Consider the following 13629-nt stretch of genomic DNA (forward strand, 5'->3'; position numbering starts at 1 on the left):
TCGGAGCCCGCTTCGGAGCCCGCTCCCGGCGAAGACGACCGACAACACCGGCAACCGCCTGCGAGCGGATGCCCGGCGCCGCCGGTTGCCGCCTGGACGACTGTCGCGCGGCCGATCCGGCCGCCCGGCCACCGCCGTGGCTCTTGCCTGCCGATGCCCGGACGCTGGCGCACGTGGGTCCTCATTCTGCCAGCCGACCCCAGCCAACCCTAACGAACCCGAGGTTTCCTCATGCGCAACGAGCGGATTCCATTTCGTTATCCCGGCGCTGCGGCGATTGCCGCCCTCATTGCGGCATGCGGGCAGAAGCCGGCGGCGCCGCCGCCGCCGCYGCTCGAGGTGGGCGTGGTGACGGTCAGGACCAGCACCGTGCCCGTGACGGTGGAACTGCCCGGGCGCACGAGCGCCTTCCTGGTGGCGCAGGTGCGCGCGCGCGTGGACGGCATCGTGCTGCGGCGCGAGTTCACCGAAGGCGCCGACGTCAAGGCCGGCGAACGCCTCTACAAGATCGATCCGGCCCCCTATATCGCCACACTCAACAATGCCAAGGCCGCGCTCGCCAAGGCCCAGGCCAACGTCGCCACGCAGAACGCGCTGGCCAGCCGCTACAAGGTGCTGGTGGCCGCCAACGCGGTCAGCAGGCAGGACTATGACAACGCCGTGGCCGCGCTGGGCCAGGCCGTGGCCGACGTGGCCGCCGGCAAGGCCAGCGTGGAGACCGCCCAGATCAACCTCGGCTATACCGACGTGATCTCGCCCATCACCGGCCGCAGCGGCCTCTCGCAGGTCACGCCGGGTGCCTACGTGCAGGCCAGCCAGGCAACCCTGCTCACCACCGTGCAGCAGCTCGACCCGGTCTACGTCAACCTGACGCAATCGAGCGTGGAAGGCCTGCGGCTGCGCCGCCAGATCCAGGAAGGCAAGCTGCAGACCAGCGGCATCCACGCCGCCAAGGTCACGCTTCTGCTGGAGGACGGCCGGACCTACTCCGAGCCCGGCCGGCTCCAGTTCTCCGACGTAAGCGTGGACCAGACCACGGGGTCGGTCACGGTGCGCGCGATCTTCCCCAACAAGGACCGGGTGCTGCTGCCGGGCATGTTCGTGCGCGCGCGCATCGACGAAGGCGTCAACGACAGGGCCATGGTGGTGCCGCAGATCGGCATCACCCACGACCAGAAGGGCCAGCCCGTGGCGCTTGTCATCGGCCCCGACAACAAGGTGGCGCTGCGCCAGCTCGTCACCGCCGGCACCTACGGCAATGGCTGGGTGGTGGAAAGCGGCCTGCAGCCGGGCGACCGGGTGATCGTCAACGGCGTGGAGAAAGCCAAGCCGGGCGCGACCGTGAAGCCGGTCGAGACCAAGGTGCCCGCGCCAGCGGCCTCGGACGCACAGGCGCAGCCACCGCAGGCACCGCAGCCAACTCAGGCACCGGCCTCCGCGCCGCCGGCCCCGCCCGCCTCCGCGCCGGCACCTGCCGCGGCATCCGCGCCCGCCGCGCAATAAAAGGGAGCCGGCGCCATGGCAAAGTTCTTCATCGACCGGCCGATCTTCGCCTGGGTGATCGCCATCATCCTGATGCTGTCGGGCCTGGCGGCGACGGTGACGCTGCCGATCGCCCAGTACCCGACCATCGCGCCGCCGGCCATCCAGATCAGCGCGACCTACCCCGGCGCATCGGCCAAGACGGTGGAGGACACCGTCACGCAGGTGATCGAGCAACAGATGAGCGGCCTGGACCACCTGCTCTACCTGGCCTCCACCAGCGACGATTCGGGCACCGCCACCATCACCCTGACCTTCGCCGCCGGCACCAACCCCGACATCGCGCAGGTGCAGGTCCAGAACAAGCTGCAGCTCGCCACGCCGTTGCTGCCGCAGGTGGTGCAGCAGCTCGGCACCAAGGTGACGAAATCGAGCAGCAGCTTCCTGCTGATCCTGGCCTTCGTGTCGCAGGACGGCAGCATGAACCGCTACGACCTGACCAACTACGTGGCCTCGAAGATACTGGACCCGATCAGCCGCATCGACGGCGTGGGCACGGTAACGCTGTTCGGCTCGCAGTTCGCCATGCGGGTCTGGCTCGATGCCACCAAGCTCAACAACTACAGCCTGACCCCGCTCGACGTGAAGGCCGCCGTGCTTGCGCAGAACGTGCAGGTGGCCGGCGGCAGCCTGGGCGGCACGCCTTCCGTGCCCGGGCAGATGCTGCAGGCCACCATCACCGAAGCCACGCTGCTGCAGACGCCGGACCAGTTCGGCAACATCCTGCTCAAGGTCAACACCGACGGCTCCCAGGTGCGCCTCAAGGATGTGGCCCGCATCGAGCTGGGCGGCGAGACCTATAACTTCGACACCAAGTACAACGGGCAACCGACCGCGGCCTTCGGCATCCAGCTGGCCACCGGCGCCAACGCGCTGAATACCGCCAAGTCCATACGCGCCAAGATTGCCGAGCTGCAGCGCTACGCCCCGAACGGGCTGGCGGTGGAATACCCGTACGACATCACGCCGTTCGTCACGCTGTCCATCGAGGAAGTGATCAAGACGCTGATCGAGGGCATCGTGCTGGTGTTCCTGGTCATGTACCTGTTCCTGCAGAACCTGCGCGCCACGCTGATCCCCACCATTGCCGTGCCGGTGGTGCTGCTGGGCACGTTCGCGGTGATGTCGGTGGTGGGCTTCTCGATCAACACGCTGTCCATGTTCGGCCTGGTGCTGGCCATCGGCCTGCTGGTCGACGATGCCATCGTGGTGGTGGAAAACGTCGAGCGGGTGATGGCCGAAGAAGGACTGTCCCCGCGCGACGCCACGCGCAAGGCCATGGACCAGATCACCGGCGCGCTGGTGGGCGTGGCCCTGGTGCTGTCCGCGGTGTTCGTGCCGGTGGCGTTCTCGGGCGGTTCGGTGGGCGCCATCTACCGGCAGTTCTCGCTGACCATCGTGGCCGCCATGATCCTGTCCGTGCTGGTCGCCCTGATCCTCACACCGGCGCTGTGCGCCACCATGCTCGAACCGATTCCCAAGGGCCATCATGACGAGAAGACCGGCTTCTTCGGCTGGTTCAACCGTAATTTCGCCAGGGGCCAGCAGAAGTACCACGGCGGCGTGATCCATGTGATCCGGCGCTCCGGGCGCTGGCTGGTCATCTACGTGCTGGTGATCGTGGCGGTGGGCTACCTGTTCCTGCGCCTGCCCAAGGCCTTCCTGCCCGAGGAAGACCAGGGCACGATGTTCGTGCTGGTGCAGGCACCGGTGGGCTCCACGCAGGAACGGACCGCCAAGGTACTGGCGGACGTGCAGGACTACCTGCTGACGCAGGAGAAGGACGTGGTGGAGGCGGTGCTGACCGTCAACGGCTTCAGCTTCGCGGGCCGCGGCCAGAACTCCGGCCTGGTGTTCGTGCGCATGAGAGACTTCAAGGAACGCGAATCCGCCAACCTGAAGGCGCCGGCGCTGGTGGGCCGCATCTTCGGGCACTTCGCGTCCTACAAGGACGCCAATATCTTCCCGCTGAATCCGCCCTCGATCCCGGAGCTCGGCACCGCAGCCGGCTTCGACTTCGAGTTGCAGGACCGCGCCGGCGTCGGCCACGAGAAGCTGATGGAAGCGCGCAACATGCTGCTCGGGATGGCGGCCAAGGATCCGTTGCTGGCGCAGGTACGCCCCAACGGCCTGAACGACACGCCGCAGTTCAAGGTCAGTATCGACCGCGAGAAGGCCAATGCGCTGGGCATCGACGCCATCAACATCGACCAGACCTTTTCCACGGCCTGGGCCTCGCAGTACATCAACAACTTCCTCGATGTCGACAACCGCATCAAGAAGGTCTACATCCAGGGCGAAGCACGCTTTCGCATGAATCCCGAGGACCTCGGCGCCTGGTATATCCGCAACCAGTCCGGCGGCATGGTGCCGTTTGGCGCGTTCGCCACCGGCAAGTGGATCTACGGCTCGCCCAAGCTGGAACGCTACAACGGCATTCCGGCCGTCGAGATCCAGGGCGCCGCCGCGCACGGCAAGTCGACCGGCCAGGCCATGCAGGCCATCGAAGCCATCGCCGCCAAGCTGCCGGCCGGCATCGGCTACGAATGGACCGGCCTGTCCTACCAGGAAATCCAGTCCGGCTCGCAGGCGCCGATCCTGTACGGCATTTCCATCCTCTTTGTGTTCCTGTGCCTGGCGGCGCTGTATGAAAGCTGGTCGATCCCGTTCTCCGTGATCATGGTGGTGCCGCTCGGCGTGCTTGGCGCATTGCTGGCGGCCACCCTGCGCGGGCTGGAAAACGACGTGTTCTTCCAGGTCGGCCTGCTGACCACCGTAGGCTTGTCGGCCAAGAACGCCATCCTGATCGTGGAGTTCGCGCGCGACCTGCGCGACCAGGGCATGAGCACGCTGGATGCCGCGGTGGAAGCCGCGCGCCAGCGGCTGCGCCCGATCCTGATGACCTCGCTGGCGTTCATCCTCGGCGTGATGCCGCTGGCCGTGAGCAACGGCGCCGGCTCGGGCAGCCAGCACGCCATCGGCACCGGCGTGATCGGCGGCATGGTGACCGCCACCTTCCTGGCCATCTTCATGATCCCGATGTTCTTCGTGGTGATCGGCAAGTTCAGCAAGGTGAAGGCGAAGCCCGGTTCGCACCCCGCGGCCCCGGCGGCGCCGGACGACCCGGGCGGCGGCAGCGACGGCGGCGGCGCGCCGCGGGAGGGCCACTGACATGCGCAGGCACGCACTGATGACGGCCGCCGCGGCCATCCTGGCCGCCGGCTGCACGCTCGCGCCGAAGTACGAGCGCCCCGCGGCGCCGGTGGCGCCCGCCTTCCCCAGCGGGGGCGTCTACGACCAGCAGCCAGGCCCGGCGCAGGACAGCACCGGCGGCACCGTGAGCGCGGGCGCCACGCCGGCGCCGGAGATCGGCTGGCGCGACTTCTTCGCCGATACGCGCCTGCAGCGCATCCTCGAACTGGCGCTGAAGAACAACCGCGACCTGCGCGTCTCGGTGCTCAATATGGAAGCCGCGCGCGCCCAGTACCAGATCACGCGCGCCGCCCTGTTCCCCGCGCTGGACGCGGTGGCCTCGGGCAGCCGTGCGCGCACGCCCGAGAATCTTTCCATCGCCGGCAGGACCATCAGCAGCGAATATTCGGTCGGGCTGAGCGCGTCGTGGGAGATCGATTTCTTCGGCCGCATCCGCAGCCTCAAGGACCAGGCGCTGGCGCAATACCTGGCGCTGGCGCAAACCCGCAAGGCGGCGGAGATCGCGCTGCTGTCGTCGGTCGCGGACCAGTACCTCGCCATGCTTGCCTTCGACGACGCGCTCACCGTCACGCGCAATACGCTGGTGAGCGCGCAGGAGTCGTTCCGCATCACCAAGCTACAGTTCGAGGTCGGTACCGGCTCGGAGCTGGACCTGCGCCAGGCCGAAGGCGTGGTCGAACAGGCCAGCGCCAACCTGGAGTCGCAAAGCCGCCTGCGCGCGCAGGCGGAAAATGCCCTGGTGCTGCTGGTGGGCGAACCGCTGCCGGGCGACCTTCCTCCCGGCCTGCCGCTCAACAGTCAGGCCTTGCTGACGGATATCCCCGCGGGGCTGCCGTCGGACCTGCTGACACGGCGCCCCGACATCGCCGCCGCCGAACAATCGCTGCTGGCCGCCAACGCCAATATCGGCGCGGCGCGCGCGGCCTTCTTTCCGCGGGTCGTGCTCACCGGCAGCGCCGGCACGCTCTCGCCCACGCTGGGCGGCCTGTTCAAGCCCGGCTCCGGCGCCTGGTCGTTCGCCCCGCAGATCACCCTGCCGATCTTCGAAGGCGGCCGCAACATCGCCAACCTCGACCTGGCCCAGGTGCAGAAGCGCATCGAGATCGCCAACTACGAGAAGGCCATCCAGAGCGCCTTCCGCGAAGTCTCCGACGGCCTGGCGGCGCGCGGCACCTTCGACAGGCAGATCCGCTCGCTGGAGCGCTTCACCGGCTCGCAGGAACGCCGGCTGGCATTGTCCGACCTGCGCTACCGCAACGGCGTCGACAGCTACCTGGCCGTGCTGACCGCGCAGACCGACCTCTACAACGCGCAGCAGTTGCTGATTACCGCGCGCCTGCAGCGGCTGACCAACCTGGTGGACCTGTACCAGTTTCTCGGCGGCGGGTGGATCGAACGGGCCGGCGACGCGCCACGGCCAGCGGATGCGCCGGCGGACTACAGCAGCGCGCAGGCGCAGGGGACGTCCACAGCGCCTTAGAAGCGGGGAAGATGTCCGTGCCGGTCCGCGCGCCGCGGGCTTTGAGGCTCCGGGGCCGCGCCTGCCGCAGACCTAGAGGCGCTGGCAGCTATAGGCCTCGGTCCGGTACGGAAAGGCCACGCTGGCCTTGCCGGCCAGTGCCGGGCTGCCGTCGATCACGGCCTGCAGCCGCGCCCGCACCGCGTCCTGTCCGGCGGCGGGCAGCGAGGCGATGAAACTGACCGACATCACCCGGTCGATGATCACTTGCTGCGCCGGCCCGACATGCTCGTAAGGCAGGCTGGCCAGGCCCAGTTCGCCAAACCCTGGGGCGGGAAACACCGCCTTCCAGTCGCCTTTGTAGAAGCGCGGGGCGTCGCCCTCGTAAGGCGTCATGATGGCGGTCAGCTGCGCCACCCAGTCGACCGACTCATCGCGCACGTTCCACACCAGGCCAAGCTTGCCGCCCGGCCGCAGGACGCGTGCGATCTCGGCCATGGCGGCGTGGTTGGCGAACCAGTGGAAGGCCTGCGCGCAGACCACGGCGTCGACGCTGGAATCCGGCAGCGGGATGGCCTCGGCGGTGCCCTCGAGCGCCTGCACGGCCGGCAGCGCGGCGCTGAGCTGGGCGCGCATGGCGGCAACCGGCTCGACGGCGACGACCGTGGCCCCGGTGGCCTGCAGCAGACGGCTGAACTTGCCGGTGCCGGCGCCCAGGTCCAGCACGGTCCTGCCTGCGCGCAAGCCGAGTTCCTGGTCCAGCCAGCCCGCCAGCGCGGGCGGATAGTCCGGGCGTCCGCGGGCGTAGGTATCGGCCTGGCTGGAAAAGCCCTGGGCGGCGGCGTGGTGGATGTCGGTCATGGGTGCGCGGTCTCCGGATGCGGGGAAATGGGCGCTCCGGGCCGAATGCGCTGCGAGGACGGCCCGGGAAGCGGCGGCGCCGGGCGGCGCGCGGTCAAAACCCGGGGAGTCTTGCCGTCGCGGCGGCGGCAAGCCGAGAAATTACGCCGTTCAGGCCGCAATCGCAAGGGCCGGCCGGGTTTTGCGGCGCGCGCATCTCGTGCTACCGTAGCGCAGACTGCATCGGAAGCCCGTGGCTGACCGCCCCCAATTGGACCTCGACAACCTGTTCTTCATTGGTTTCATGGCAGCCGGCAAGTCCACCATCGGCAGGAAGGTGGCGCGCCGGCTCGGACGGCCTTTTTTCGATTGCGACCACGAAATCGAAGCACGCTGCGGCGTGCGCATCGCGACGATCTTCGAGCTGGAGGGCGAGGAAGGCTTCCGCGAGCGCGAAACCCGCATGCTCGACGAGCTGACCCGGCACCGGGGCATCGTGCTGGCCACCGGCGGCGGCGCGGTGCTGCGCGCGGAAAACCGCGCGATGCTGCGCTCGCGCGGCTGCGTGGTCTACCTCAGCGCCTCGTCCGCCGAACTATGGCATCGCGCGCGCCGCAACCAGAACCGGCCGCTGTTGCGAGGCGCCAATCCGCGCGCCACGCTCGAAGCCCTTTACCTGCTGCGCGACCCGCTCTATCGCGAGACGGCGCACCTGGTCATGCCTTCTCACGGCGATAGCGTGGCGAATGCAGCCACCAGGGTGATCGAGCGGCTCGGGCTCGGGCTCGACGGCCAGGCCGGATTGCCGCACACGGATCCGGAGCCAGGCTGACCCGCCGGCGCCGGCGCCGGGAGAGGCCGCCCCGGGGGCATCCATCAATGCTGCATGCCCCAGCGCCGCACCGTCACGCGCTCGAGCGTGCGGAACACCAGGTTCTCCACCAGCAGGCCGATCAGGATCACCATGGCCAGGCCGGCGAAGACGCGGTCGGTGTACAGCTCGTTGCGGTTCTGGAAGATGTACCAGCCCAGCCCGCCCTTGCCCGACGACGCGCCGAACACCAGTTCCGCCGCGATCAGCGTGCGCCAGGCGAAGGCCCAGCCGATCTTCAGGCCCGACAGGATGGCCGGCAGCGCCGCCGGCACCAGGATCAGCAGCACGTAGCGCAACCCGCGCAGGCCGTAGTTGCGCCCGGCCATGCGCAGCGTGGCCGGCACGCCGCGAAAGCCCGCATAGGTATTGAGAGCGAGCGGCCACAGCACCGAGTGGATCAGCACGAACACCAGGCTCTTGCTGCCGAGCCCGAACCACAGCAGCGCCAGCGGCAGCAGCGCGATGGCCGGCAACGGATTGAACATGGACGTGAGGGTATCCAGTACATCGCGGCCAAGCTCGGTGGAAACGGCCGCCGTGGTCAGCACGAAGGCCAGCACGATGCCGCCGGCATAGCCCTGCAGCAACACGGAGAGCGACACGCCCGCCTTGGACAGCAGCTCCCCGTTGCCGATGCCTTCGGCAAACGCGCGCGCGGTGGCAAGGAAGGTGGGCAGCAGCAGGTCGTTGTCCTGCACGCGGGCGATGGCCTCCCACAGGCAGGCCAGCACCACCAGGATCAGGGTCTTGCGCAGCCAGCCCTGCTGCCACAGGCGCTGCGGCCAGGGCAAGGCGCGCGCCACCGGCAAGGCGGTGAAGGGTTCGAGCTTGCGCTCGTATTCGGGGCGCACCACGGTGGTGGCGGCGAGGCTTGGGGTCGCTTGGCTCATGATCGGTCCTGGCGGGCGCTCAGCGCGCCTGCGCGGTGCGTGCCGGCGCGCTCGCCGCATGCGGCGCTTCGTCGAACAGCAGGTGGTGGATGCGCTGGGCGGTGGCCTGGAATTCCGCGCCGCCCTGGCTGGCGAGGTCGTACTGGTGGCTGTTCAGCTCGGCCCGCACGCGGCCCGGATGCGGCGACAGCAGCAGGATGCGGCTGCCCACCACCAGCGCTTCCTCGATGGAGTGGGTGACGAACAGCAGCGTGAAGGCCGCGTCCTGCCACAGCGCCAGCAACTCTTCCTGCATGCGCCGGCGCGTGAGCGCGTCGAGCGCGGCGAAGGGCTCGTCCATCAGCAGTACCTTGGGCCGCATTGCCAGCGCGCGCGCGATGGCCACGCGCTGCTTCATGCCGCCCGACAAGGTATGCGGGTAGGCATCGGCAAACTGCGCCAGCCCTACCTTCTCGAGAAAATGCAGCGCGCATTCCGAGGCCTCGCGGCGCGACATGCCGCGCGAACGCACCAGCGGGAACATTACGTTCTGCCGCACGGTCTTCCACGGCGGCAACTGGTCGAACTCCTGGAACACCACGATGCGGTCCGGGCCCGGCGCGCGCACCGGCACGCCGTCGAGCCGGATCTCGCCCTCGCACGGCGGCACGAAGCCGGCCACCGCCTTGAGCAGCGTCGACTTGCCGCAGCCCGACGGGCCCAGCAGCACGAAGCGGTCCGCCGCGTGCACGTCGAAGCTGACCTGGTGGGTGGCGCGCACCACGCGCTCGGGGGTGCGGTACTCGAGCGAGACACCGTCGACCTGCAACAGCGGCGCGGCGCCCGTGGTCGCGCGGGTGGAAACCACGCGCAGAGGCTGCACGGACATATCAGCTACCTTGTGCGGTGACCGGATCCTGGAAGAAATAGTCCTGCCAGGATTTCGGCTGATTGCGGATGGCGCCTACGCGGTGCATGAACTCGGCCAGCGCGAAGGTGTTCTGCGGCGCCACCTTGAACTGCACCTGCGGGTTCTTCAGGATCCTGACCAGCAGCGCGCGGTCGATCTTGGCCTTGTTGACGCGGATATACAGGTCGGCCGCCGCTTCCGGATTGGCGGTGGCGAACTTCGCGGCTTCGGCCAGCGCGTCGACGAAGGCGCGGTAGGTCTTGGGGTTGTCGTTACGGAATTTCTCGGTGGCGTACAGCACCGTGGCCGAGCTCGGGCCGCCCAGCACGTCGTACGAATTCAGCACGATGCGCGCGTTGGGATTGCCGGCCAGTTCCTGTTCCTGGAACGGCGGGTTGCCGAAGTGGCCGCTGATCTCGGTACCGCCGGCGATGATGGCGGCAGCCGCGTCCGGGTGCGGCACGGCCACCGTCCATTTGTCCAGGCGATTGAATTCCTTGTCGCCCCACTGCTTGGCCGCGGCCAGTTGCAGTACGCGCGACTGCACCGAGACCGACACCGCCGGCAGCGCGATGCGGTCCTTGTCGGTAAAGTCCGCGATGGTCTTCACCTTGGGATTGTTGCTGACCAGGTAGTAGGGAAAGTTGCCCAGCGACGCCACGCCCTTCACGTTCTGCTTGCCGTGCGTGCGGTCCCACACCGTCAGCAGGGGCCCCACGCCGGCGCCGGCGATGTCGATGGCGCCCGACAGCAGCGCATCGTTGATGGCCGCGCCGCCCGAGAGCTGGGTCCACTCCACCTTGATGTCCACGCCCTGCTGCTTGCCGTGCTTCTCGATCAGTTGCTGGTCGCGCGCCACGTTGAGCAGCAGGTAGACCACGCCGAACTGCTCGGCGACGCGGATCTTGCCTTCGGCATGGGCCGCGCCCGTGACCGCCATGCCGGTGGCCAGCGCCAGCGCGACGGCGCCGCGCTGCCAGCGGGCGGGAAAGAAGCGGGAACGAAACAGGGACATGCGGGACACTCCGTTGGATTCTGGACAGGAAGACCGGGTAAGGAAGACGACGGCGCCGCCTGGGCGCCGGCATCGGGGAAAGGCTCAGACCGGCAGGTCGCCCTCGATGGTGGTGCGGTACATCACGCGGCGCATCTCCGGCGGGCAGCCGGCGGCCAGGTGCAGCAGCGAGCGGTTGTCCCAGAACACCAGGTCGTGCGCCTGCCATTGATGGCGGTAGATATGCTCGGGCTTCACGCTGTGCGCGAACAGTTGCGCCAGCAGGTCGCGGCTTTCATCTTCCGGCAAACCTGCGATGCGCGTGGTGAAGTGCTCGCTGACAAAGAGCGCGCGGCGGCCGGTTTCCGGATGCGTGCGCACCACCGGCTGCAGCACCGGCGCCACCTGCGCGATCTGCTCCGGCGTCAGGTTGGGCCGCCACGGGCTGCGCTGCTGCAGCTCGGCGTACTTGGCCAGGTAAGTGTGCTCGGCCTTGCGCCCTTCCACCGCCGTCTTCAGGTGCGCGGGCAGGGTGTCCCACGCCACATGCATATTGGCAAACAAGGTATCGCCGCCTTCGGCGGGCAGTTCCTGCGCATGCAGCAGCGAGCCGAGGCTCGGCTTCTCCTTGTACGAGAGATCGGAATGCCAGAAATGCCCCGCATCACCCAGGCCGATCGGCTTGCCGTCCTTGAGCACGTTGGAGACGATCAGGATTTCCGGATGTCCGGCCAGCTGGAACTGATGCAGCACATGGATCTGCAGCGGGCCGAAGCGGCGGCTGAAGGCGATCTGCTGGTCGGGCGTGATGCGCTGGTCGCGAAACACCACCACGTGGTAGTCGAGATGCGCGCGATGGATGCGTGCGAAGTCCTCGGCCGAGAGCGGCGCGGACAGGTCCAGGCCGACGATCTCGGCGCCCAGCGGGGCATCGAAGGGACGGATCTCGAAAGTGCCGGGGCGGGCTGAAAGCGCTGCGCTGGCTGGCGTGCTCGGCGCGGTGTGGGTTCCAATCGTCATGACGGGCTCGGGGGTACGAAAGTGCGGTCTGATCTATGCGGATCTATGCGGATCTATGCGGACCGGTAGGTGCGGTGCCATGCTCCGGCAAAAGGAGTGCCCCGCACTGCTTGGTTTCAAGCCTTGCACTTTAGTGACCACCGGGTAGTGCGGTCAACGAAGGATAGTGGCGGGTCTTATCTGTTTATCGCATATCGCCTGGCCGATACGCTCAGGATCCCCCGACCTTGCCGTCCACCACGAAGCCATCGCGATTGGGCATGCGCACGCGCGGCAACGAGCGCGCGTCCAGCACGGCGTCGTCCCGCACGATCCCGTTCAGGTAGAGCAGGTAGGCCGTCACCGAATAGACTTCCTCCGGCTTCAGGCTCTGCGGCGCGTTGTAGGGCATGGCCCGGTTGATGAAATCGAACACCGTGGTCGCATACGGCCAGAAGCTGCCGATGGTCTTCAGTGGCGGCTTGCCTCCCTCCTGCGCGTTGTTCAGCGTCCCCTGCCCGCCGACCAGCGCGTCTGCCGGCTTGCCTTCTCCCTTGAGGCCGTGGCACGCGGCGCACTGGCTCTCGTACACCTGCTTGCCGCGCAGGACCGTGCCGCTGCCGGGCGGCAGTCCGGCGCCGTCCGGGGTGACATCGATATTCCAGGCCGCCAGGTCATGCGCGCTGGCGGGCTTGCCGAGATTGTAGGTTTGCGCGTGCGCGCCGCAAGCGGCGAGCGCGAGCAGCCACGCGGCGAGCCGCGGGTGCGATGACTCAGGCGCGTGCATTGGCGACCCTCCCGTCGGCGGACACGCGCCAGGCCTGGATCGCGTTGTAGTGATAGGTGGACTCGTAGCCGCGCTGCGCGACCAGTTGATCGGGCAAGGGCTGCACGTTGCCGGCCTCGTCGACGGCGCGGCTCTGCAGCACCGCGGGGCCGCCATCCCAATGCCACGGCAGGCGAAAGCGCGTGAGCGCGCGGTCCAGCACGGGATCCTGCAATTGCGCCTGGCTCCAGCTGCGCCCGCCGTCGACGCTGACATCGACGCGCTTCACGCGGCCGTGGCCGCTCCACGCCAGGCCGGAGATCTCGTAGAAGCCCTTGTCGCGCAATTGATGGTCGGGTGCGGGAAAGGTGATGACGGACTTGACGTCCATCAGGAAGGTGAACTGGCGCGCGCTGCCGTCGGGCAGCGAATCGGTGTACTTGGAGGTCTCCTCGCGCGTCATGAACGGCGCGCGGCCCAGCTTCAGGCGGCGCAGCCACTTGATGCTCATATTGCCTTCGAAGCCGGGCAGGAACAGCCGCAGCGGATAGCCATGCTCGGGCCGCAGCATCTCGCCGTTCTGCGCGTAGACCAGCAGCGCATCCTGCTGCAGCTTGGCCAGCGGCACGCTGCGTGTCATGGACGCGGCATCCGCGCCTTCAGCCAGGACCCAGGCGGCCTCCGGCCGCACGCCCACTTCTTCCAGCACCACCGAGAGTGGCACGCCGGTCCATTCGCAGCATGACAACAGGCCATGGCTGAGCTGCACCGAGGAGGCGCTGGGCGCGCGCCACTCGCGGCCGGTATTACCCGAGCACTCCAGGAAATGGATGCGCGACACCGAAGGCAGGCGCACCAGGTCCTCCATGGTGAAGATGCGCGGCCGGTCGACCAGGCCATGCACGGCAAGCCGGTGCTGCGCCGGATCGATCAGCGGGATGCCGGCGTGGTGGCGCTCGAACACCAGCCCGGTCGGCGTGATGATGCCGCGCAGGTCCTGCAGCGGCGTCATCGACGAGTTGGCGCCGGGCATCGGTGCCGCGCCGCGGTTGCGGCGGATCACGTTTTTCTCGAAGTCCGAGGGCTGGCCGTAGGCGCGCCACAACACCGGCTCGCCGGGCGTGCGCGACCATGGCGGCACGCTCAACGCCTGCGCCTGCGCC

General features: G+C 68.4%; 11 protein-coding genes. 4 read left to right on the forward strand and 7 right to left on the reverse strand.

Going from position 1 to position 13629, the window contains the following annotated elements:
• The first annotated feature begins 231 nt into the window (after window positions 1-231).
• From AC1DK4_RS00890 to AC1DK4_RS00900, 3 genes are read left to right on the forward strand one after another with little or no spacing between them, the layout of a single operon-like run.
• Window positions 232-1503 carry an efflux RND transporter periplasmic adaptor subunit gene (locus tag AC1DK4_RS00890; protein WP_477131369.1) on the forward strand — a complete coding sequence of 424 codons (1272 nt, stop codon included), beginning with the start codon at window positions 232-234 and terminating at the stop codon, window positions 1501-1503.
• Between the two features lie 15 nt (window positions 1504-1518).
• Window positions 1519-4713, forward strand: a complete 3195-nt coding sequence (locus AC1DK4_RS00895; RefSeq protein WP_441615093.1) for an efflux RND transporter permease subunit — start codon at window positions 1519-1521, stop codon at window positions 4711-4713.
• 1 nt (window position 4714) lies between these two features.
• Window positions 4715-6235 carry an efflux transporter outer membrane subunit gene (locus AC1DK4_RS00900; protein WP_441615095.1) on the forward strand — a complete coding sequence of 507 codons (1521 nt, stop codon included), beginning with the start codon at window positions 4715-4717 and terminating at the stop codon, window positions 6233-6235.
• A 72-nt stretch (window positions 6236-6307) separates the two neighbouring features.
• On the opposite strand, the gene AC1DK4_RS00905 is transcribed toward AC1DK4_RS00900, so the two are convergent.
• Window positions 6308-7075, reverse strand: a complete 768-nt coding sequence (locus AC1DK4_RS00905) for a class I SAM-dependent methyltransferase (protein WP_441615097.1) — start codon at window positions 7073-7075, stop codon at window positions 6308-6310.
• 283 nt (window positions 7076-7358) lie between these two features.
• On the opposite strand from AC1DK4_RS00905, the gene AC1DK4_RS00910 reads away from it, so the two are divergent.
• On the forward strand, window positions 7359-7886 hold the full coding sequence (locus tag AC1DK4_RS00910; protein ID WP_441615115.1) for a shikimate kinase: 528 nt from the start codon (window positions 7359-7361) through the stop codon (window positions 7884-7886).
• A gap of 44 nt (window positions 7887-7930) precedes the next feature.
• Here AC1DK4_RS00910 and AC1DK4_RS00915 read toward each other — a convergent pair whose 3' ends face one another.
• The 6 genes from AC1DK4_RS00915 to soxC form a co-directional block, all read right to left on the reverse strand.
• Entirely contained in the window at window positions 7931-8818 is an 888-nt protein-coding gene (locus AC1DK4_RS00915) for an ABC transporter permease (RefSeq protein WP_441615099.1), read from the reverse strand.
• Between the two features lie 19 nt (window positions 8819-8837).
• Window positions 8838-9686, reverse strand: a complete 849-nt coding sequence (locus AC1DK4_RS00920; protein WP_441615101.1) for an ABC transporter ATP-binding protein — start codon at window positions 9684-9686, stop codon at window positions 8838-8840.
• Between the two features lies 1 nt (window position 9687).
• Window positions 9688-10722: an ABC transporter substrate-binding protein gene (locus AC1DK4_RS00925; RefSeq protein WP_441615103.1), complete on the reverse strand. Its 1035-nt coding sequence runs from the start codon at window positions 10720-10722 to the stop codon at window positions 9688-9690.
• Between the two features lie 84 nt (window positions 10723-10806).
• Window positions 10807-11721, reverse strand: coding sequence for a TauD/TfdA dioxygenase family protein (locus tag AC1DK4_RS00930; RefSeq protein WP_441615105.1), 915 nt, complete (start codon window positions 11719-11721; stop codon window positions 10807-10809).
• A gap of 211 nt (window positions 11722-11932) precedes the next feature.
• A complete protein-coding gene (locus AC1DK4_RS00935; protein ID WP_441615107.1) occupies window positions 11933-12487 on the reverse strand; it encodes a c-type cytochrome in 555 nt (184 codons plus the stop codon).
• Window positions 12474-13629: sulfite dehydrogenase (gene soxC, locus AC1DK4_RS00940; RefSeq protein WP_477131370.1), on the reverse strand; the 1156-nt coding region annotated here is incomplete at its 5' end. The genes AC1DK4_RS00935 and soxC, both read right to left, overlap by 14 nt.

Source organism: Cupriavidus sp. 05N38, from assembly GCF_056397345.1.

Coding starts and splice junctions, on each gene's coding strand:
- AC1DK4_RS00895 (WP_441615093.1), top strand. CDS start 1,519: ATGGCAAAGTTCTTCATCGACCGGCCGATCTTCGCCTGGGTGATCGCC.
- AC1DK4_RS00900 (WP_441615095.1), top strand. CDS start 4,715: ATGCGCAGGCACGCACTGATGACGGCCGCCGCGGCCATCCTGGCCGCC.
- AC1DK4_RS00905 (WP_441615097.1), bottom strand. CDS start 7,075: ATGACCGACATCCACCACGCCGCCGCCCAGGGCTTTTCCAGCCAGGCC.
- AC1DK4_RS00910 (WP_441615115.1), top strand. CDS start 7,359: ATGGCAGCCGGCAAGTCCACCATCGGCAGGAAGGTGGCGCGCCGGCTC.
- AC1DK4_RS00915 (WP_441615099.1), bottom strand. CDS start 8,818: ATGAGCCAAGCGACCCCAAGCCTCGCCGCCACCACCGTGGTGCGCCCC.
- AC1DK4_RS00920 (WP_441615101.1), bottom strand. CDS start 9,686: ATGTCCGTGCAGCCTCTGCGCGTGGTTTCCACCCGCGCGACCACGGGC.
- AC1DK4_RS00925 (WP_441615103.1), bottom strand. CDS start 10,722: ATGTCCCTGTTTCGTTCCCGCTTCTTTCCCGCCCGCTGGCAGCGCGGC.
- AC1DK4_RS00930 (WP_441615105.1), bottom strand. CDS start 11,721: ATGACGATTGGAACCCACACCGCGCCGAGCACGCCAGCCAGCGCAGCG.
- AC1DK4_RS00935 (WP_441615107.1), bottom strand. CDS start 12,487: ATGCACGCGCCTGAGTCATCGCACCCGCGGCTCGCCGCGTGGCTGCTC.